The organism is Mesorhizobium sp. M0152, from assembly GCF_040322415.1.
In the GTDB taxonomy this organism is placed as follows: domain Bacteria; phylum Pseudomonadota; class Alphaproteobacteria; order Rhizobiales; family Rhizobiaceae; genus Mesorhizobium.
In genome coordinates this window covers 55,491-72,894 of sequence record NZ_JAMYTH010000008.1, presented here as the reverse complement: position 1 = coordinate 72,894, position 17,404 = coordinate 55,491, and the positions used below count along the sequence as shown (strand labels likewise).

Below are 17,404 nucleotides of genomic sequence, written 5' to 3'. Positions count from 1 at the left end.
CCGCCTTCGCGAATGGATTATTTGGTTGCCTGGATGCGCGCCGCGAGGTCCTTCAGCGCCGGCGTCGACAGATATTTGTCGTAGACCGGCTTCATCGCGTCGATCAGCGGCTGCTTGTCGATCTCGCTGACCTTCACGCCCGCGGCTTCGACGATCCCGCGCGACTTTTTCTCCTGCGCGTCCCACAGTTCGCGCATCTTGACGACGCTGTCCTTGGCCGCCTGCCGGACGATCGTCTGATCCTCGGGAGACAGCTTGTCCCAGCTCGCCTTCGACATTACCAGCACCTCCGGAACGATCTGGTGCTGGTCCATCGTGTAGTGCTTGGCAACCTCGTAATGCTTGGCGGATTCGAAGCTCGGCCAGTTGTTCTCGGCGCCGTCGATGACACCTGTCTGCAAGGCCGAGTAGACTTCGCCGTAGGCCATCGGCGTGGCGTTGGCACCGAGCGCATTGACCATGTCGACGAACACGTCCGACTGGATGACGCGGAATTTCATCCCCTTCATGTCGGCCATCGAGGTGATGTCCTTCTTGGTGTTATAGAAGGAGCGCGCGCCGGAATCGTAGAAGGCGAGGCCGATCAGACCATGCGCCTCGAAAGCTTTCAGGATCTGATCGCCGATCGGCCCGTCCATGACATGGCGCATATGTTCGACCGAGCGGAACATGTAGGGCAGTGACGGCACCGCGGTTTCAGGCACGATGCCGTTGAACGGTCCCATCGAGACGCGGTTGAGATCGATGACGCCGGTCTGGGTCTGCTCGATCGTGTCCTTCTCCTCGCCAAGCTGCGCCGAATGGTAGACCTCGACCGAATAGCGGCCATCGGTGCGCTGCTTGATCAGGTCGCCCATGTATTTGACCGCCTCGACCGTCGGGTAACCATCGGGATGGGTATCCGACGATCGCAGCACCGTCTCGGCGTTGGCGACGCCGACCAGCAGCGAGCCGACGGCGAACGCGGCCGCCGTCAATTTCGAAAAATGCAACATGACTTCCTCCCTTTGTTAAATCAAAGCACCCGGCTCAGAGCCGGTACGCCTTCTTTGCAAGCGTGTAGGCAAGTTCCCGCGCCAGTTCGTGCGCTTCCTCTTCGCGCAGCCGGTGCTCGGCGACGAGGCGCGCCAGGAACGCGCAGTCGACCCGCCGCGCCAAATCATGGCGGGCGGGGATCGACGGAAAAGCGCGGGTGTCGTCGTTGAAACCGACGGTGTTGTAGAAGCCGGCAGTCTCGGTGGTCATCTCGCGGAAGCGGCGCATGCCCTCCGGGCTGTCGTGGAACCACCAGGCCGGCCCAAGCTTCAGCGCCGGGTAGACGCCGGCGAGCGGCGCCAGCTCGCGCGCATAGCTTGTCTCGTCGAGGGTAAAGAGGATGATCGTCAGGTCACGCTCCAGCCCGACGCAGTCGAGCAGCGGCTTCAACGCCGTCACATAATCGGTCCGCGTCGGGATATCGAAACCCTTGTCGCGGCCGAATTTCTGAAAAATGGAAGGCGAATGATTGCGCCAGGAGCCGGGATGGATCTGCAGGACCAGCCCATCGTCCAGGCTCATCTTGGCCATCTCGGTCAGCATCTGGGCGCGAAACAGCTTTCGCTCGCGCTCGTCCTGCGAACCCTGGCGGATGCGGCTGAACAGCTCCGCCGCAGCGGCGTCCGAAAGATTGGCGGTCTCCGCCGTTGGATGGCCGTGATCGGACGAGGTGGCGCCGAAGCTCTTGAAGAAGGCGCGCCGCTGGCGATGTGCATCGAGGTAGCCGCCCCAGCTGCCTGTGTCGCAGCCGGTGATTTCTCCGAGCCTATCGAGATTGGCCGAGAATCCTTCGAAATCCGGATCGACAATCGCATCCGGCCGGTAGGCGGTGACGACGCGGCCCCCCCAGCCGCTGTCGCGGACCATCTTGTGCCATTTGAGATCGTCGAGCGCGCCTTCGGTCGTGGCGATCACCTCGATGTTGAAGCGCTCGAACAGAGCTCGGGGGCGGAAATTCTCCCATTGCAGCAGCATCGCGATCATATCGTAATGGCGGTCCGCCGTTGCGGCGGTCAGCGGCTCGTCGATGCCGAACAGATGCTCGACCACATGGTCGAACCACAGCCGGGTGGGCGTGCCGCGAAACAGGTGATAGTTCTCGGCGAAGCGCCGCCAGATCGTCCGGCCGTCGGTTTCGACAGGTGCGCCGTCGAGCGCCGGCACGCCGAGATCCTCAAGCCGCACGCCCTGGCTGAAGAGCATGCGGAAAATATAGTGGTCGGGCACGATGAGCAGCTGCGCCGGGTCCGGGAAAGGCTCGTTCAGCGCATACCAGCGCGGATCGGTGTGGCCGTGCGGGCTGACGATGGGCAGGTCCTTGATCCCGGCGTAGAGATCGCGCGCGATCGAACGCGGACGCGCCTCGGCCGGAAACAGCAAATCCGCGTCGGTCAGTGCCACGTCGATCCTCCCAGAGCCGCCATCGGTAGGGTCGGTCAGAAATAATGTCAACATACAAAAATTAGATTGTTGTATGATGACTTTTCCAACCATTGTGTGGCAAGAAATCGAATGCTACGCCCCCTGCCGACCATCCTCGAGGCGATTTTCATGCCGTCCAACCAGACCAGCCGCACCACCATGACCAAGCGCCTCTCCGGCGGCACGGTACAGGCATTACCGGCTTTGGTGGCGAGACCTGCGTATGATCGCAGCCGTGTCGTCCCGGGCATCGTGCATCTCGGCGTCGGCGCCTTTCACCGCGCCCACCAAGCCGCCTATGTCGACGACTGCCTGGCAGCCGGGGAGACAGGCTGGGGCATAACAGGCGTCTCGTTGCGCAGCGCCGACACCCGTGATGCGCTGGCGCCGCAGGACGGGCTCTACACGCTGGCAATCAGGAGCAGCGGCGAGGAAAAGCTCCGCGTCGTCGGCTCCATCGGCTCGATGCTGGTGGCGCCGGAAGACCCCGGCGCGGTGCTGGCCGCGCTAGCCGATCCACGGACCCGCATCGTCACGCTGACCATCACAGAAAAGGCGTATCTGCGCGCGGCCGGCGGCGGCCTGGACACCGCTCATCCCGACATCGTCCACGACCTAGCGAACCTGCAAACCCCGAAGACGGCGCATGGTTTTCTGGCCGAGGCGCTCGCCCGGCGACGCGCCGCCGGCACGCCGCCGTTCACCGTGCTGTGCTGCGACAATCTGCCGGCCAACGGCGCCACGCTGCACAGATTGCTGATTGAATTTGCAGAATTGCGTGGCCCCGGCATGAAGAGCGATGCAGGGCTCGCCAGCCACATCGCCGACGCGGTCGCATTTCCCTCAAGCATGGTCGACCGCATCGTGCCGGCGACCACCGATGCCGACCGGGCGCGGATCGCTGGCCAACTCGGCGTCGAGGACGCCTGGCCGGTCATGACCGAGCCGTTCTGCCAATGGGTGATCGAAGACAAATTCCCCGAGGGCCGGCCGGCCTGGGAACAATTCGGCGTCACCATGGTCGATGATGTCGGGCCCTTCGAGGACATGAAGCTCAGGCTGCTCAACGGCTCGCATTCGGCCATTGCCTATCTCGGCCTGCTCAGCGGTCACGCCACCGTCGATCGCGCTTTCGCCGATCCGGCGATACGGGCTTTTGTCGACGCGCTGTGGGCCGAGGCCATTCCGACGCTGCCCACAAATGCCGGGCTCGATACGACGAGCTATACGGCAGAACTTACCAAGCGTTTCTCGAACACTGCGCTCGCCCACCGCACGGCGCAGATCGCCAATGACGGCAGCCAGAAATTGCCGCAGCGCATCGTCGCGTCCGCCATCGAGCGCATCGAAGCCGGCGCACCGCCCGAGCACCTGACGCTGGTGATCGCCGCCTGGATCGCCGCGTCCGAAGCGCGCGGCAAGACCTTGCCGGAAGCCCACTTCACCGATCCGCTGGATGCGGCGCTGGCGGAAGTTTTCAGCCAGCAGTTGCCGGCGAACGAAACAGTGGCGGCGGTATTCGACCTGGCCGGCTTTGCCAGGGAACACGCCGGACGCCAGACGCTGATGGAACTGGTGGCCAGCCATCTCGTGCACTTGCGGCAAGGTGGGGTGGAGCTTGCGCTCGCAGCACTTGGCATAGGAAGTGGGTCCAGTGCCGCGACATTAACTTAGAGCCTGGGAACGCAGAACGCCGACATCCGTGGGCCAGCGCCCGCCGACCTCCGCATACCCGAATCTTCACGCCACGCGACCAGGGACGTCTCAACAAAAAAGCGAGGCAAGGCCCCGCTTTTCATTCAATCGTCTGAAGCTAACTTCAGGCCGGAAGTATCGCGCCTTCCAGCGTGGTTAGCTGGCTAAGGAACTGTTCCGCCTTGCTGCGCGCCTGGTCGTCCTTGGCGTCGGCGGCGTCTTCCCTAGCTTCCTGGATGCGGCGGGCGAGATCGGCGCGGTCGACATCCTTCACCGCGACGGCCGATTCCGCCAGCAGCGTACAGCCGGCCGGAACGATGTCGGCGAAGCCGCCGAACACGACATAGCGTTCTTCGCTACCCGACACGGCCTTCACCGTGACGACGCCTGGCTTGATCGTGGTCATGACCGGGGCGTGATGCGCCATGACGGTCATCTCGCCTTCGGCGCCCGGAATGACGACGGATTCGACCTCAGCGGAAACCAGCAGGCGTTCCGGAGAAACCAGTTCGAACTTGAAAGCTTCAGCCATGATCAGTTTAGTGAGTAGGGAATAGTGAGTAGGGAGTAGGGAGAGAGGACAACCGCCCCGATCACCCAGCTGCTATTCACTACTGACTACTGACTACTCCCTATTCCCTTGATTAAGCCGCTTCGGCGGCCAGGCGCTGTGCCTTCTCGACCGCTTCCTCGATGCCGCCGACCATGTAGAAGGCAGCTTCCGGGAGATGGTCGTAGTCGCCATTGCAGAGGCCCTTGAAGCCCTTGATGGTGTCGGCGAGGTCGACCAGCTTGCCCGGCGCACCGGTGAACACTTCGGCGACGAAGAAGGGCTGCGACAGGAAGCGCTCGATCTTGCGGGCGCGGGCAACCGTCTGCTTGTCCTCTTCCGAAAGCTCGTCCATGCCCAGGATGGCGATGATGTCCTGCAGCGACTTGTAGCGCTGGAGGATCGACTGCACCTGGCGTGCGACGCCATAGTGCTCGTCGCCGACGACCAGCGGGTCGAGCATGCGCGAGGTCGAATCCAGCGGATCGACAGCCGGGTAGATGCCCTTTTCGGCGATGGCGCGGTTGAGCGTCGTCGTTGCGTCGAGGTGGGCGAACGAGGTCGCCGGCGCCGGGTCGGTCAGATCGTCGGCGGGCACGTAGATCGCCTGCACCGAGGTGATCGAACCCTTGGTGGTGGTGGTGATGCGTTCCTGCAAAGCGCCCATGTCGGTGGCGAGCGTCGGCTGATAGCCCACGGCCGACGGGATGCGGCCGAGCAGAGCCGACACTTCCGAACCCGCCTGCGTGAAGCGGAAGATGTTGTCGACGAAGAACAGCACGTCCTGGCCCTGGTCGCGGAAATATTCCGCAACCGTCAGGCCGGTCAGGCCGACGCGGGCACGCGCGCCCGGGGGCTCGTTCATCTGGCCGTAGACGAGTGCGGCCTTGGAGCCTTCGCCGCCGCCCTTCTTGTTGACGCCGGATTCGATGAACTCGTGATAGAGATCGTTGCCTTCGCGGGTGCGCTCGCCGACGCCGGCGAACACCGAATAGCCGCCATGCGCCTTGGCGATGTTGTTGATCAGTTCCTGGATCAGCACGGTCTTGCCGACGCCGGCGCCGCCGAACAGGCCGATCTTGCCGCCCTTGGCGTAGGGCGCGAGCAGGTCGAGCACCTTGATGCCGGTGATCAGGATCTGCGCTTCCGTCGACTGCTCGACATAGGTCGGAGCCGGCTGATGGATGGAGCGCATTTCGATCGCGTCGACCGGGCCTTCTTCGTCGACCGGCTCGCCGATGACGTTGATGATGCGGCCGAGCATGCCCGGGCCGACCGGCACGGTGATCGGCGCGCCGGTGTCGCGCACTTCCTGGCCGCGCACCAGACCTTCGGTGGAGTCCATGGCGATGCAGCGCACGGTGTTTTCACCGAGGTGCTGGGCGACTTCAAGCACGAGGCGGTTGCCGACATTGGTCGTTTCGAGCGCGTTCAGGATCGCCGGCAGGTGATCGCCGAACTGCACGTCGACGACGGCGCCGATGACCTGGCGAACCTTGCCGACGACGCCCGTTGCCTTGGCAACCACTGCCGGTGCCCGGGCCGCGGCGGCCCTGGCGGGCGCTGCCGCCTTGGCCGGAGCCGCCTTCACTGCTGCTGCCGGTGCCTTTGCCGCCTTCGCCGCTGCGGTCTTGGGGGCCGCCGCCTTGGGGGTCGCTGCTTTCGCCATCGTCTTTACCCTTTTCGTCCTTTTGTTTCTCACGCGGTCCTGTCGCGGGCCGTGACCCGCCAACCGCGCCTAGAGCGCCTCGGCGCCCGAAATGATTTCGATCAGTTCCTTGGTGATCTGCGCCTGCCGCTGGCGGTTGTAGGTGATCGACAGCTTGTTGATCATCTCGCCGGCATTGCGCGTCGCGTTGTCCATGGCGCTCATCTTGGCGCCCATTTCGCCGGCTGCGTTTTCGAGCAGCGCCCGGAAAACCTGCACGGAGATGTTGCGCGGAATGAGGTCGGAGAGGATTTCGCCCGGCTCCGGTTCATACTCGTACACGGCGTTGCCGCCAACCGCCGCCTCGGCAGGAGCCGAAGCAACACCGGCCGGGATGATCTGCTGCGCGGTCGGGATCTGGCTGATGACCGACTTGAACTGCGAGTAGAACAGCGTGCAGATGTCGAATCCGCCCTCGTTGAAGAGGTGGATGACTTTCTTGGCGATGGCATCGGCATTGACGAAGCCGAGCGTCTTGACCTCGCGCAGATCGACACGGTCGATGATCATCGCTGCATAGTCGCGGCGCAGGATATCGAAACCCTTCTTGCCGACGCAGATGATCTTGACCTTCTTGCCATCGGCCAGAAGCTTGCGGATATGGTCGCGGGCCAGGCGGGCGATCTGCGAATTGAAGCCGCCGCACAGGCCGCGCTCGGCGGTGCAGACGACGAGCAGATGTACGTCGTCCTTGCCGGTGCCGGTCATCAGCGCCGGGGCATCGCCGCCGCCGCCGATTGCCTGGGTAATGTTGGCCAGTACGGAACCCATGCGCTCCGAATAGGGCCGCGCCGCTTCGGCGGCCTCTTGCGCACGGCGCAGCTTCGCCGCGGCGACCATCTGCATCGCCTTGGTGATCTTCTGCGTCGCCTTGACCGAGGCGATACGGTTACGAAGGTCTTTTAATGAAGGCATGCTTCAAACCTGATCCCGTCTTGTCTCATCCGGACTGGCGCTTCGCTCAGGCGAAGGTCTTGGCGAAAGCGTCGATCTCGGCCTTCAGCTTGCCGCGCAGATCTTCCGACAGCGCCTTTTCCTTGCGGATGGCATCGAGAACGTCCTTGCCGGCCGAACGCATGTGGCTGAGCAGGCCATGCTCGAACTTGCCGACCTGGTTCACCGGCAGCTTGTCGAGGTAACCGTTGACGCCGGCGAAGATCACCGCGACCTGCTCTTCCGTCTTCAGCGGCGAGAACTGCGGCTGCTTCAGGAGCTCGGTCAGGCGCGATCCGCGGTTGAGCAGGCGTTGCGTGGCGGCGTCGAGATCGGAGCCGAACTGCGCGAAGGCCGCCATTTCGCGATACTGCGCGAGCTCGCCCTTGATCGAGCCGGCAACCTGCTTCATCGCCTTGATCTGCGCGGCGGAGCCGACGCGGCTGACCGAAAGGCCGACGTTCACCGCAGGACGGATGCCCTGGAAGAACAGGTTGGTTTCGAGGAAGATCTGGCCATCGGTGATCGAGATCACGTTGGTCGGGATATAGGCCGATACGTCGTTGGCCTGCGTTTCGATGATCGGCAAAGCGGTCAGCGATCCACCGCCCAGATCGTCGTTGAGCTTGGCGGCGCGCTCGAGCAGGCGCGAATGCAGGTAGAAGACGTCGCCCGGATAAGCTTCGCGGCCCGGCGGGCGGCGCAGCAGCAGCGACATCTGGCGATAGGCGACGGCCTGCTTCGACAGATCGTCATAGCTGATCAGCGCGTGCATGCCGTTGTCGCGGAAATACTCACCCATGGTGCAGCCGGCGAACGGCGCCAGGAACTGCATCGGTGCGGGATCGGAAGCGGTAGCGGCGATGATGACCGAGTATTCGAGCGCGCCGCGCTCCTCAAGCACCTTGACGAACTGCGCGACGGTCGAGCGCTTCTGGCCGACGGCGACGTAGACGCAGTAGAGCTTTTCCTTCTCGGGGCCGTTGTCGTGCACCGACTTCTGGTTGAGCATCGTGTCGAGGATGATGGCGGTCTTGCCGGTCTGGCGGTCGCCGATGACCAGCTCGCGCTGGCCGCGACCGACCGGGATCAGCGCGTCGATGGCCTTGAGGCCGGTCGACATCGGCTCGTTCACCGATTTGCGCGGAATGATGCCGGGCGCCTTGACGTCGACGCGCTTGCGCTCGACTGCCTTGATCGGCCCCTTGCCGTCGATCGGATTGCCGAGCGCGTCGACGACGCGGCCAAGCAGGCCGGGACCGACGGGGACGTCGACGATGGCGCCGGTGCGCTTGACGATGTCGCCTTCCTTGATGTCGCGGTCGGCACCGAAGATGACGACGCCGACATTGTCGGCCTCGAGGTTGAGCGCCATGCCGCGGATGCCGCCGGGGAATTCGACCATCTCGCCGGCCTGGACATTGTCGAGGCCGTAGACGCGGGCGATACCGTCACCGACGGACAGCACCTGTCCAACTTCGGAGACCTCGGCCTCCTTGCCAAAATTCTTGATCTGGTCTTTCAGAATTGCGGAAATTTCCGCGGCGCGGATGTCCATCAGCCGACCTCTTTCAGTGCAAGCTTGAGCGAATTGAGTTTGGTTTTGAGCGACGTATCGATCTGGCGCGAGCCCATCTTGACCACCAGCCCGCCGAGCAACGACGGATCGACGGTGACGGAGATGGCCACGTTCTTGCCGGCAACGCTCTTCAGCGCCGCCTTGAGTTCGGTCTGCTGGGCGGCGGTCAGCTCGTGAGCCGAAATCACGTCAGCAGCGGTCTCGCCACGATGCTCGGCGGCGATCTGGCGGAACGCTTTGATCATACCGGGGATGGCGAACAGCCGGCGGTTCTTGGCGACGACGCGCAGGAAATTGCCGGTGAGGCCCGTAATCCCGGCCTTGTCCGCGATCGCCGCGATGGCCTTGGCCTGATCTTCGCTGGAGAAAACCGGGCTGTTGATCAATCGGGTAAGATCGGCGCTGCCCGCGAGCATGGCTTCGAAACTGTTCAGGTCGGTCTCGACCTTGACCACCGAATTGGCCTGCAGCGCGAGTTCGAACAGCGAACCCGCGTAGCGTTCTGCGACACCTGAGATTGGCGATGACGATTGAGCCACGGACCGTCTTTTCTCTTGTCTGACAGGCCGCAGATTGTTGGCGCGAGCGAAAACTCTGGCTAAATCTTTGACCTTACTGCATTTTTTCGAGCACGGAGGCGCGGCTTCCGCTATCCCCGGCCGAAAGTCGATTGCCGTCTAGCACAGGCATTTTAAGACCGCAATGCGTCGTTCCGTATGGTTTCAGGCACTATTGTCGCATCCGGCGAAAGACTCGCGCCTTCCGCCCGGCGATAGCCGCGGATTCAGGGCACAAAGCCGAAGGCAAAGGCGAGCGGCAAGGCCGCCAGTGCCAGCTCCACCACGATGGAAACCCAGTTGAAGGGCGTGTTGGCGCCGTCCGACATCATCGACAGCAGGCGGCCGAAGGCGGTGAACAGCCAGGAGAAGCCGAGCGCCATGTAGATAAGCGGCTGCGCCAGCAGGATGCAGCACAGGCCGACGCCGAGATAGAAGCCCGACATCCTGCCGCGCCCCTCGGCGATCGCCGCCGCCTTCTCCGGCTTGGCCTGCAAGCGCAGGACACGGAAGGCAAGACCCGGCGCCAGAAAGAACAAAAGGCCGAGCAGCACGGTAAAGACGGCGCTCGACCAGGCCAGCCATTCGCCCTGGCTCGTCGGCCATGGAAGCGCAAAATCCATCTCGTCCCCTCGAAATGCCTGTTTGAAATTCCGCGCATTCTAGCGAAGGAAAGAATGGATGCCAGATGGCTGTGGGCACTTTAGGTGGAGCGCATCAAGAGAGCGCGAACTCGACGGCGGCTTCGACATGGATGCGGGTCGTGTCGAACACCGGGATGTCGAAATCCTGCTGGCCGATGAGCATGGTGATCTCGGTGCAGCCCATGATGACGCTGTCGGCGGCCTCTTCGCGGCGCAGACGTTCCGTCTCGGCAATGTAGGCCGCCTTGGAGGCTTCCGTGAGGATGCCCTGGCACAGTTCCTCGTAGATGACGCGATGCACCATGTCGCGTCCGGCCGCATCGGGCACGACAGGTTGCAGACCATATTTGCCGGCAAGCCGGCCCTTGTAGAAATCCTGCTCCATTGTGAAGCGTGTCGCCAGCAGAGCCGGGCGCCGCATGCCGGCGCGCTTGATCGCCGCCGCCGTGGCGTCGGCGATGTGAATCAGCGGAATCGATACCGACGCCTGCACCTGATCGGCGAGCTTATGCATGGTGTTGGTGCACAAAAGCAGCCCTTCCGCGCCGCCGGCCTCAAGGTTGCGCGCGGCTTCGACCAGAAGCACGCCGGCGCCGTCCCAGTCGCCATGATGCTGCCGCTCGGCGATCTCGGCGAAGTCGAACGACCAGAGCAGCAGTTTCGCCGAATGCAGCCCGCCGAGCCGCTCGCGCACGATCTCGTTCAGCAGCCGATAGTAGATGGCGGTCGATTCCCAACTCATGCCGCCCAGAAGGCCGAGGGTTTTCATCGAGGCTGTTCCTTTGCTGCTCGAATACCTATATTATGACCCCATGAGACCACAAGGAGATTGCCGTGAAAACGATGCAGGTTAGGGAAGCCAAGGCAGGGTTCTCGGCGCTCGTCGAGGCCGCAGAGAGCGGCGAGCCCACCATCATCACAAAGCATGGCAAGCCAGCAGCGGCCGTCGTTTCGGTCGAGGACCTGCAAAAGCTCTATCCAACCAAGCGTCGAAACTTCGGGGAGTTTCTTCTGACCTATCCGGGAGGGATCGAGCTTGAAAGGAACGAGTCGCCGTCGCGGGATATCGATCTTTGAGCGGCTATCTTCTGGACACTTCCATCTTATCCGCGTTCGCGCCCGGCAGGCCGCCGCTTGCGAAAAGCGTCGCAAACTGGATCGTAACGCAAGGTGAAAAACAAACGCTATTCATCTCCGTTATAGCGATCACCGAAATCGAGAAAGGCATACGCAGGCTCGATCGTGCCGGGGCCACAAACCGCGCGGACAGTCTCACTGCCTGGCTCAACGACACTATCGAAGGATTTGCAGATCAAATTCTGGGGATCAACGCCGATATAGCGCGAAAAGCGGGCCGAATGGAGGAAGCAGTCTCTGCGAAAGGGAAGAATCCAGGCCTGGCGGACATACTGATCGCTGCCACGGCGGCAGCAAATGGGCTCACCGTCATTACGGCAAACGTCAGGCATTTTGAGGCGCTTGACGTTTGGTGCTGGAATATACTGCAAGACCCGCCAGGCCCCGACTGATCGATCCCATTTCTACAAAAAAGGTCTGCGGGTTTTACAAAAAGCTCTGCGGGTCGATGTCGACCTGCACCCGGACCGAGCCGCGCTGTTTCGGCCCGTTGGCCAGCATGGCACGGATGAAGCCTTGCATGTCGGCGCGCCGTTCGCCCTGTATCAGCAGGCGGAAGCGGTGACGGCCGCCCAGCAGTGACAGCGGCGCCTCCGCCGGACCCAGCACGAACAGGTCGGTGGCTTCCGGCGCGGCCCGCCGCAGGCCGCGTGCATGGCCCTCGGCTTCCGCCCGCGTCACCGCGCTGACGATGACGCCGGCGAGCCGGCCGAAGGGCGGCAGCGCCGCTCGTTCGCGCTCGGTGATCTCGCGTTCGTAAAACGCCTCGGCATCGCCCGAGACGATCGCCCGCATCACCGGGTGGTCGGGCTGGAAGGTTTGCAGCAGGCCTAGGCTCTTCTTGCCGGTGCGGCCGGCTCGCCCAGTCACCTGGCTGAGCAGCTGGAAGGTACGCTCGGCGGCGCGCGGATCGCCATTGGCGAGACCGAGATCGGCATCGACTACGCCGACCAGGGTCATGTTGGGGAAGTTGTGGCCTTTGGCGACCAGCTGCGTGCCGATGACGATGTCGGCCTCGCCATTGGCGATCGCCTCCAGCTCCAGCCGCAATCGCCGCACGCCGCCCATCAGGTCGGACGACAGCACGATGGTGCGTGCGTCGGGAAAATGCGCGACCACCTCCTCGGCTATGCGCTCGACTCCCGGCCCGCAGGCGACCAGATGATCGAGCGTTCCGCATTCCGGACACGCTTCGGGGCGGCGCTCATTGTGCCCGCAATGGTGGCATACGAGCTGGCCGCGAAAGCGGTGCTCGACCAGCCAGGCCGAGCAGACCGGACAGCCGAAGCGGTGGCCGCAGACCCGGCACAGTGTCAGCGGCGCATAGCCGCGCCGGTTGAGGAAGAGCAGCGACTGTTCCTTCTTCTCCAGCGTCTGGCGCATATGGTCGAGCAGGACCGGCGACAGGAAGCCGCCCCGTGCCGGCGGCGCGCGCCGCACGTCGATCGCCTTGAGGTGAGGCAGCGCCGCCTCGGCGAAGCGAGCCGAAAGTACCGCCCTGGCATAGCGGCCCTGGCTGGCGTTGACCCGGCTTTCGACCGATGGAGTCGCCGAAGCCAACACCACCGGGAAGCCGCCTATGTGGCCGCGCACCACCGCCATGTCGCGGGCATTGTAAAAGACGCGGTCTTCCTGCTTGTAGGCGGGATCATGCTCTTCATCGACGACGATCAGGCCAAGCTCCCTGAACGGCAGGAACAAAGCCGAGCGTGCGCCGGCGACGACGCGCACGCCGCCTTCCGCCACTTGCCGCCAGACCCTTTCGCGCATCCGCGGCGGCAGGTCAGAATGCCATTCGCCCGGCCTGGCGCCGAAGCGCTGCTGGAAGCGCTCGAGAAACGCATGCGTCAGCGCGATTTCCGGCAAAAGGATCAGCACCTGCTTGCCCTGGTCGAGCGCCGCCGCCACCGCCTCGAAATAAACCTCCGTCTTGCCCGAGCCGGTGACGCCGTCGAGCAGCGCGACGTTGAAGGAAGCCGCTGCGACATTGGCGCGCAGCATCGATGCCGCGTCGCTCTGGTCCGGCATCAGCTCCGGCACGGCGTAGCTGGAGTCAGGCGCGGCCACCACCGGGCGCGGCGGAATCATCACCGTCTCGAACACGCCTTGCGCCTTGAGACCCTCGATCACCGTCGACGACACGCCGGCCGCATGGGCGAGGCCTGATCGCGTCCAGGCAAGCCCGCCTTCGGCGGTCTCCAGCACGCGCGCTCGCGCATCCGTCATCCGATCGGGAGCGAGAAGCGTGCGCTGCAGCCCCTCGATCCATGGTTCGGGGTCGAAGGCCTCCGGCGCCCTGAGCAGCATGCGCGCCACCATGCCCGGCGGCGACAGCGTGTACTGCGCCACCCAGTCGACGAAGCGGCGCATGGCGCGGTCGATCGGCGGACAGTCGAAGACCTGCTCGATGGGGCGCAGCTTTTTCGCGTCGACCCTCTCGACCGCGCCATCCCAGACGATGCCGGCGACCTGGCGCGGCCCGAGCGGCACGCGCACGATCGACCCCGGCACCACGCGCATGCCGGCCGGCACGGCGTAGGTGTAAGGGCGTTCAGCCGGCATCGGCACCAGCACCGGCGCGGCCGCGACAAAGGGCGAATCTTCGATCATGAGGCGTGACCTTGCCCCGACTTTGGTCTAGAGCAAAGGCCGACGCTGAACGTGCCCAGCCCGCACGATAAAATCTTCAGGAGACCCGCCATGAAATTTTTTGTCGACACCGCCGATATCAAGGATATCCGTGAGCTCAACGATCTGGGACTGCTCGACGGCGTCACCACCAATCCCTCGCTTATCCTAAAATCGGGTGGCAAGATCTCCGAGGTCACCAAACAGATCTGCGATATCGTCGCAGGGCCGGTTTCGGCGGAAGTCGTGGCGACCGAGTACAAGGACATGATGGCGGAGGCCGAGGTGCTGGCCAAGATCGCGCCCAATGTCTGCATCAAGGTGCCGCTGACGCTGGACGGCCTCAAGGCCTGCAAGACGATCCGCACTCAGATGAACCGCATGGTCAACGTCACATTGTGCTTCTCGGCCAATCAGGCGCTGCTCGCCGCCAAGGCCGGCGCCTCCTTCATCTCGCCCTTCGTCGGCCGCATCGACGACACCGGCTCGGACGGTATGGAGTTGATCCAGGAGATCCGGCAGATCTACGACAACTACGATTTCCAGACCGAGATCCTGACCGCATCGGTGCGCACGGTAAACCACGTCAAGCAGGCGGCCCTCATCGGCGCCGACGTCATCACCGCGCCGCCGGCGACGCTGAAGGCACTGGTCAAGCATCCGCTGACCGACAAGGGCCTGGAAGCGTTCCTCGCCGACTGGGCCAAGACCGGCCAGAAGATCAGCTGAGACCATTCCACTTTGCAAAAAAGACCGGGCAACCGGTCTTTTTTTGTGCGCGGTGCGGATCAGGGCCTGCCGATCAGTCCGTACCCGCATCGTCGGGCGCCGTTACCGGCTGACGCCGGCCCATGATGATCTCGCGTTTGCCGACGTGGTTGGGTGCGCCGACCAACCCTTCCTTCTCCATGCGCTCGACCAGTGAAGCGGCGCGGTTGTAACCGATGCCGAGGCGACGCTGGATGTAGGACGTCGAACACTTCTTGTCGCGCAACACGACCTTGACCGCCTCGTCGTAGATGGAATCGCTGTCCTCGGCTGCAACGGAGACCGCTCCCTGGTCGCCCTCGTCTACCTCTTCATCCTCGTCGGCAGTCACGGATTCCAGATATTCGGGGCGGCCCTGTGCCTTCAGATGCGCCACGACATGCTCGACCTCCACATCCGAGACAAAGGGACCGTGCACGCGCGCGATGCGACCGCCACCCATCATGTGCAGCATGTCGCCCTGGCCAAGCAGCTGCTCGGCACCCTGCTCGCCCAGGATGGTGCGGCTGTCGATCTTGGAGGTGACCTGGAAGGAGATCCGGGTCGGGAAGTTGGCCTTGATCGTGCCGGTGATGACATCGACGGAAGGGCGCTGAGTTGCCATGATCAGGTGGATGCCGGCCGCGCGCGCCATCTGTGCCAGGCGCTGGATGGCGCCTTCGATCTCCTTGCCGGCGACCATCATCAGGTCGGCCATTTCGTCGACGATGACGACAATGTAGGGCATCGGCGCAAGGTCGATTTCCTGCTGTTCGAAGAGGGGTTCGCCGGTGCCCTTCTCGAAGCCGGCCTGCACGGTCATGACGACCGCCTCGCCCTTGTCGCGGGCAGCGGCCGCGCGCTCGTTGTAGCCGTCGATATTGCGGACGCCGAGCCGGGCCATCTTGCGATATCGGTCTTCCATCTCGCGCACTGCCCATTTGAGTGCGGTGACGGCCTTTTTGGGGTCCGTGACGACGGGGGTCAAAAGATGCGGAATGCCGTCATAGACGGAGAGTTCGAGCATCTTGGGATCGACCATGATCAGCCGGCATTCTTCCGGTTTCAGCCGATAGAGCAACGACAGGATCATCGTATTGATGGCAACCGACTTGCCTGAGCCGGTCGTGCCGGCGACCAGCAGGTGGGGCATCTTCGCCAATTCGGCGATCACAGGCTCGCCGCCGATCGTCTTGCCGAGGCAAAGCGCCAGCTTGCAGCTGGTTTTGCGGAAACCCTGCGATTCGATCAGTTCGCGGAAATAGACGGTCTCGCGGGTCTCATTCGGAAGCTCGATGCCGATGACGTTGCGGCCGGGCACGACGGCCACGCGTGCTGAAACCGCCGACATGGAGCGGGCGATATCGTCGGCTAGACCGATGACGCGGGAGGATTTGACGCCTGGCGCCGGCTCGAACTCATAGAGGGTGACGACCGGGCCGGGGCGAACATGGATGATCTCGCCGCGCACGCCGAAATCCTCCAGCACGCTTTCCAGAAGATCGGCATTCTGCTCGAGCCGCTCCTGCGACATGTAGAAGCCCTGCCCTTCCGGCGGCTGCTGTAGCAGCTCTTCCGAGGGAAGCTCGTAGGCCGCTCCAGTCGTCGACCGGACGATTCTGCCGACCTTGGGCAACGGCGAAGATATCCGCGCGGCCGCGCCCGGGACGGTCTCCCGCGAGCCTTGCGCGACCGGGACAGGGACGCTTTCAGCCGGCTGGACCGCGGCTTCGTTCGAGTTGGCCGGACGGGGATCCGGCAGGGCGACCGAGGCTTGCAGGCCTGGCAGGCATTCGATGACACGGAACAACGAGGTGGGGTCCGCCGCGGGCGCATGACGGCTGTCGGCCCGCTCGGCGACGACCGGCCCGGCTGGGCGCGGAGCTGGTACAGACCGCGACACCGGCGGCGGACCTTCGATCATGTAGGGCGCCATGACCTCGAAAAATGCGTGATCCGACAGATAGGGCCAGCGCGCTTTTTCGCGACCTGTTGCCTTGACCGGCATCCCCGTTCCCTGGGCGGACACTGCTCGCGTGAATGCATGCGCGGATGTGGCTACCTCGGCCGGCGGAACAGCCGGCGCCTTTTGACCGGCACGCCCTGGCGCAACGGATGCCGCCGCCTGGGCCGATGGCGTTGCATGCATCGCGGCTCTGCTGCCGGCAGGCAGCCGGGCGGCCTCCGGACCGGAGTGCCGGCTCTTCGACGCCGATGATCTCGCCGCTGCTACTGGCTGTGCGATTGCTTGCTGCATTGAGGGCTCCAGCGGTTCGCTTTGCTCGACCGCAATCTGGTCGTGCTGCGGGCGAAGCGTCCTGGCCTCATAGTCCGGCGTGCGCGTGAACCGCACATTCGGCGCCAGAAAGAAATAATCCTGCCAGGCGGGGCTTTCATTGCCGCCGAGATCGACAAACGGCGCGGAATTGCCGGCTCTGGATACGCCCGGCTGCCTGCCATCCGCATTGTCGCTCATACCGTCGAAACGCCCTGCCGCGGGATCGTCGGGCGAAGCTGTCTTCAATGAATTGACCCGAGGAAAACGCCTGGATTCCATGCTCAAGACTCACTCTGAAACGTCTGTCGAGCAATAGGGAGCGAGTGGTTAACAGTTGCTTCCCGCCGGCTCCGCTGCAGCTATTGGAGCGTATATTTTGCGGCTATGTCGGCGATCGGTTCGAGTGGTCGATCCTCGTTCCACGATCATCCATTCATCCGGCTGGAATGGGTGGGCTGAAGGTCACGGCGTTGGCCGTCGCAAGGCGGTCG

Annotated in this window: 15 protein-coding genes; 4 read left to right on the top strand and 11 right to left on the bottom strand. The window is 63.8% G+C overall.

The features are described 5' to 3' along the window. Positions 1 to 17: 17 nt before the first annotated feature. Both NKJ26_RS11100 and uxaC read right to left on the bottom strand, forming a co-directional pair. Positions 18 to 995, bottom strand: a complete 978-nt coding sequence (locus NKJ26_RS11100; protein ID WP_352695286.1) for a TRAP transporter substrate-binding protein — start codon at positions 993 to 995, stop codon at positions 18 to 20. 34 nt (positions 996 to 1,029) lie between these two features. After that, positions 1,030 to 2,490, bottom strand: a complete 1,461-nt coding sequence (gene uxaC, locus NKJ26_RS11095) for a glucuronate isomerase (RefSeq protein ID WP_352695285.1) — start codon at positions 2,488 to 2,490, stop codon at positions 1,030 to 1,032. Between the two features lie 96 nt (positions 2,491 to 2,586). On the opposite strand from uxaC, the gene NKJ26_RS11090 reads away from it, so the two are divergent. Further along, positions 2,587 to 4,131, top strand: a complete 1,545-nt coding sequence (locus NKJ26_RS11090) for a mannitol dehydrogenase family protein (protein ID WP_502903102.1) — start codon at positions 2,587 to 2,589, stop codon at positions 4,129 to 4,131. Between the two features lie 145 nt (positions 4,132 to 4,276). Here NKJ26_RS11090 and NKJ26_RS11085 read toward each other — a convergent pair whose 3' ends face one another. The 7 genes from NKJ26_RS11085 to NKJ26_RS11055 all read right to left on the bottom strand — a co-directional run bounded on the left by NKJ26_RS11085 (position 4,277) and on the right by NKJ26_RS11055 (position 10,892). Beyond that, the gene (locus NKJ26_RS11085; RefSeq protein ID WP_352605997.1) at positions 4,277 to 4,684 is read right to left on the bottom strand and encodes a F0F1 ATP synthase subunit epsilon; all 408 of its coding nucleotides are present in this window, start codon (positions 4,682 to 4,684) and stop codon (positions 4,277 to 4,279) included. Positions 4,685 to 4,796: 112 nt separating this feature from the next. Continuing rightward, on the bottom strand, positions 4,797 to 6,371 hold the full coding sequence (atpD, locus tag NKJ26_RS11080) for a F0F1 ATP synthase subunit beta (protein WP_352605999.1): 1,575 nt from the start codon (positions 6,369 to 6,371) through the stop codon (positions 4,797 to 4,799). 69 nt (positions 6,372 to 6,440) lie between these two features. Then, positions 6,441 to 7,325 carry a F0F1 ATP synthase subunit gamma gene (locus NKJ26_RS11075; RefSeq protein WP_352606001.1) on the bottom strand — a complete coding sequence of 295 codons (885 nt, stop codon included), beginning with the start codon at positions 7,323 to 7,325 and terminating at the stop codon, positions 6,441 to 6,443. Between the two features lie 46 nt (positions 7,326 to 7,371). Next, a complete protein-coding gene (gene atpA / locus NKJ26_RS11070; protein ID WP_352695284.1) occupies positions 7,372 to 8,901 on the bottom strand; it encodes a F0F1 ATP synthase subunit alpha in 1,530 nt (509 codons plus the stop codon). Then, positions 8,901 to 9,461: a F0F1 ATP synthase subunit delta gene (locus tag NKJ26_RS11065; protein WP_352695283.1), complete on the bottom strand. Its 561-nt coding sequence runs from the start codon at positions 9,459 to 9,461 to the stop codon at positions 8,901 to 8,903. Before NKJ26_RS11065 ends, atpA begins: the two co-directional genes overlap by 1 nt. A gap of 245 nt (positions 9,462 to 9,706) precedes the next feature. After that, a complete protein-coding gene (locus NKJ26_RS11060) occupies positions 9,707 to 10,102 on the bottom strand; it encodes an AGROH133_08824 family phage infection protein (protein WP_352695282.1) in 396 nt (131 codons plus the stop codon). Positions 10,103 to 10,196: 94 nt separating this feature from the next. Further along, positions 10,197 to 10,892 carry an aspartate/glutamate racemase family protein gene (locus NKJ26_RS11055; RefSeq protein WP_352695281.1) on the bottom strand — a complete coding sequence of 232 codons (696 nt, stop codon included), beginning with the start codon at positions 10,890 to 10,892 and terminating at the stop codon, positions 10,197 to 10,199. A 65-nt stretch (positions 10,893 to 10,957) separates the two neighbouring features. Between NKJ26_RS11055 and NKJ26_RS11050 the strand changes: the two genes are divergently transcribed. Together NKJ26_RS11050 and NKJ26_RS11045 are read left to right on the top strand one after the other, a co-directional pair. Then, complete coding sequence (locus tag NKJ26_RS11050) at positions 10,958 to 11,200, top strand: type II toxin-antitoxin system Phd/YefM family antitoxin (protein WP_352606010.1); 243 nt, start codon at positions 10,958 to 10,960, stop codon at positions 11,198 to 11,200. Continuing rightward, on the top strand, positions 11,197 to 11,652 hold the full coding sequence (locus NKJ26_RS11045) for a type II toxin-antitoxin system VapC family toxin (protein ID WP_352695280.1): 456 nt from the start codon (positions 11,197 to 11,199) through the stop codon (positions 11,650 to 11,652). The genes NKJ26_RS11050 and NKJ26_RS11045 overlap by 4 nt, the downstream gene beginning before the upstream one ends. A 34-nt stretch (positions 11,653 to 11,686) precedes the next feature. Here NKJ26_RS11045 and NKJ26_RS11040 read toward each other — a convergent pair whose 3' ends face one another. Continuing rightward, the gene (locus NKJ26_RS11040) at positions 11,687 to 13,870 is read right to left on the bottom strand and encodes a primosomal protein N' (protein WP_352695279.1); all 2,184 of its coding nucleotides are present in this window, start codon (positions 13,868 to 13,870) and stop codon (positions 11,687 to 11,689) included. Positions 13,871 to 13,960: 90 nt separating this feature from the next. On the opposite strand from NKJ26_RS11040, the gene fsa reads away from it, so the two are divergent. Beyond that, entirely contained in the window at positions 13,961 to 14,617 is a 657-nt protein-coding gene (gene fsa / locus NKJ26_RS11035) for a fructose-6-phosphate aldolase (RefSeq protein ID WP_027025515.1), read from the top strand. 73 nt (positions 14,618 to 14,690) lie between these two features. On the opposite strand, the gene NKJ26_RS11030 is transcribed toward fsa, so the two are convergent. Beyond that, positions 14,691 to 17,192: a DNA translocase FtsK gene (locus tag NKJ26_RS11030; RefSeq protein ID WP_352695368.1), complete on the bottom strand. Its 2,502-nt coding sequence runs from the start codon at positions 17,190 to 17,192 to the stop codon at positions 14,691 to 14,693. Positions 17,193 to 17,404: the final 212 nt, after the last annotated feature.

What these genes read in the sequence shown, in the direction of transcription:
- NKJ26_RS11030 (WP_352695368.1), bottom strand. Translation starts at nt 17,192, where the DNA reads ATGGAATCCAGGCGTTTTCCTCGGGTCAATTCATTGAAGACAGCTTCG.
- NKJ26_RS11040 (WP_352695279.1), bottom strand. Translation starts at nt 13,870, where the DNA reads ATGATCGAAGATTCGCCCTTTGTCGCGGCCGCGCCGGTGCTGGTGCCG.
- NKJ26_RS11055 (WP_352695281.1), bottom strand. Translation starts at nt 10,892, where the DNA reads ATGAAAACCCTCGGCCTTCTGGGCGGCATGAGTTGGGAATCGACCGCC.
- fsa (WP_027025515.1), top strand. Translation starts at nt 13,961, where the DNA reads ATGAAATTTTTTGTCGACACCGCCGATATCAAGGATATCCGTGAGCTC.
- atpA (WP_352695284.1), bottom strand. Translation starts at nt 8,901, where the DNA reads ATGGACATCCGCGCCGCGGAAATTTCCGCAATTCTGAAAGACCAGATC.
- NKJ26_RS11085 (WP_352605997.1), bottom strand. Translation starts at nt 4,684, where the DNA reads ATGGCTGAAGCTTTCAAGTTCGAACTGGTTTCTCCGGAACGCCTGCTG.
- NKJ26_RS11075 (WP_352606001.1), bottom strand. Translation starts at nt 7,325, where the DNA reads ATGCCTTCATTAAAAGACCTTCGTAACCGTATCGCCTCGGTCAAGGCG.
- NKJ26_RS11100 (WP_352695286.1), bottom strand. Translation starts at nt 995, where the DNA reads ATGTTGCATTTTTCGAAATTGACGGCGGCCGCGTTCGCCGTCGGCTCG.
- NKJ26_RS11090 (WP_502903102.1), top strand. Translation starts at nt 2,587, where the DNA reads ATGCCGTCCAACCAGACCAGCCGCACCACCATGACCAAGCGCCTCTCC.
- NKJ26_RS11060 (WP_352695282.1), bottom strand. Translation starts at nt 10,102, where the DNA reads ATGGATTTTGCGCTTCCATGGCCGACGAGCCAGGGCGAATGGCTGGCC.
- atpD (WP_352605999.1), bottom strand. Translation starts at nt 6,371, where the DNA reads ATGGCGAAAGCAGCGACCCCCAAGGCGGCGGCCCCCAAGACCGCAGCG.
- uxaC (WP_352695285.1), bottom strand. Translation starts at nt 2,490, where the DNA reads ATGTTGACATTATTTCTGACCGACCCTACCGATGGCGGCTCTGGGAGG.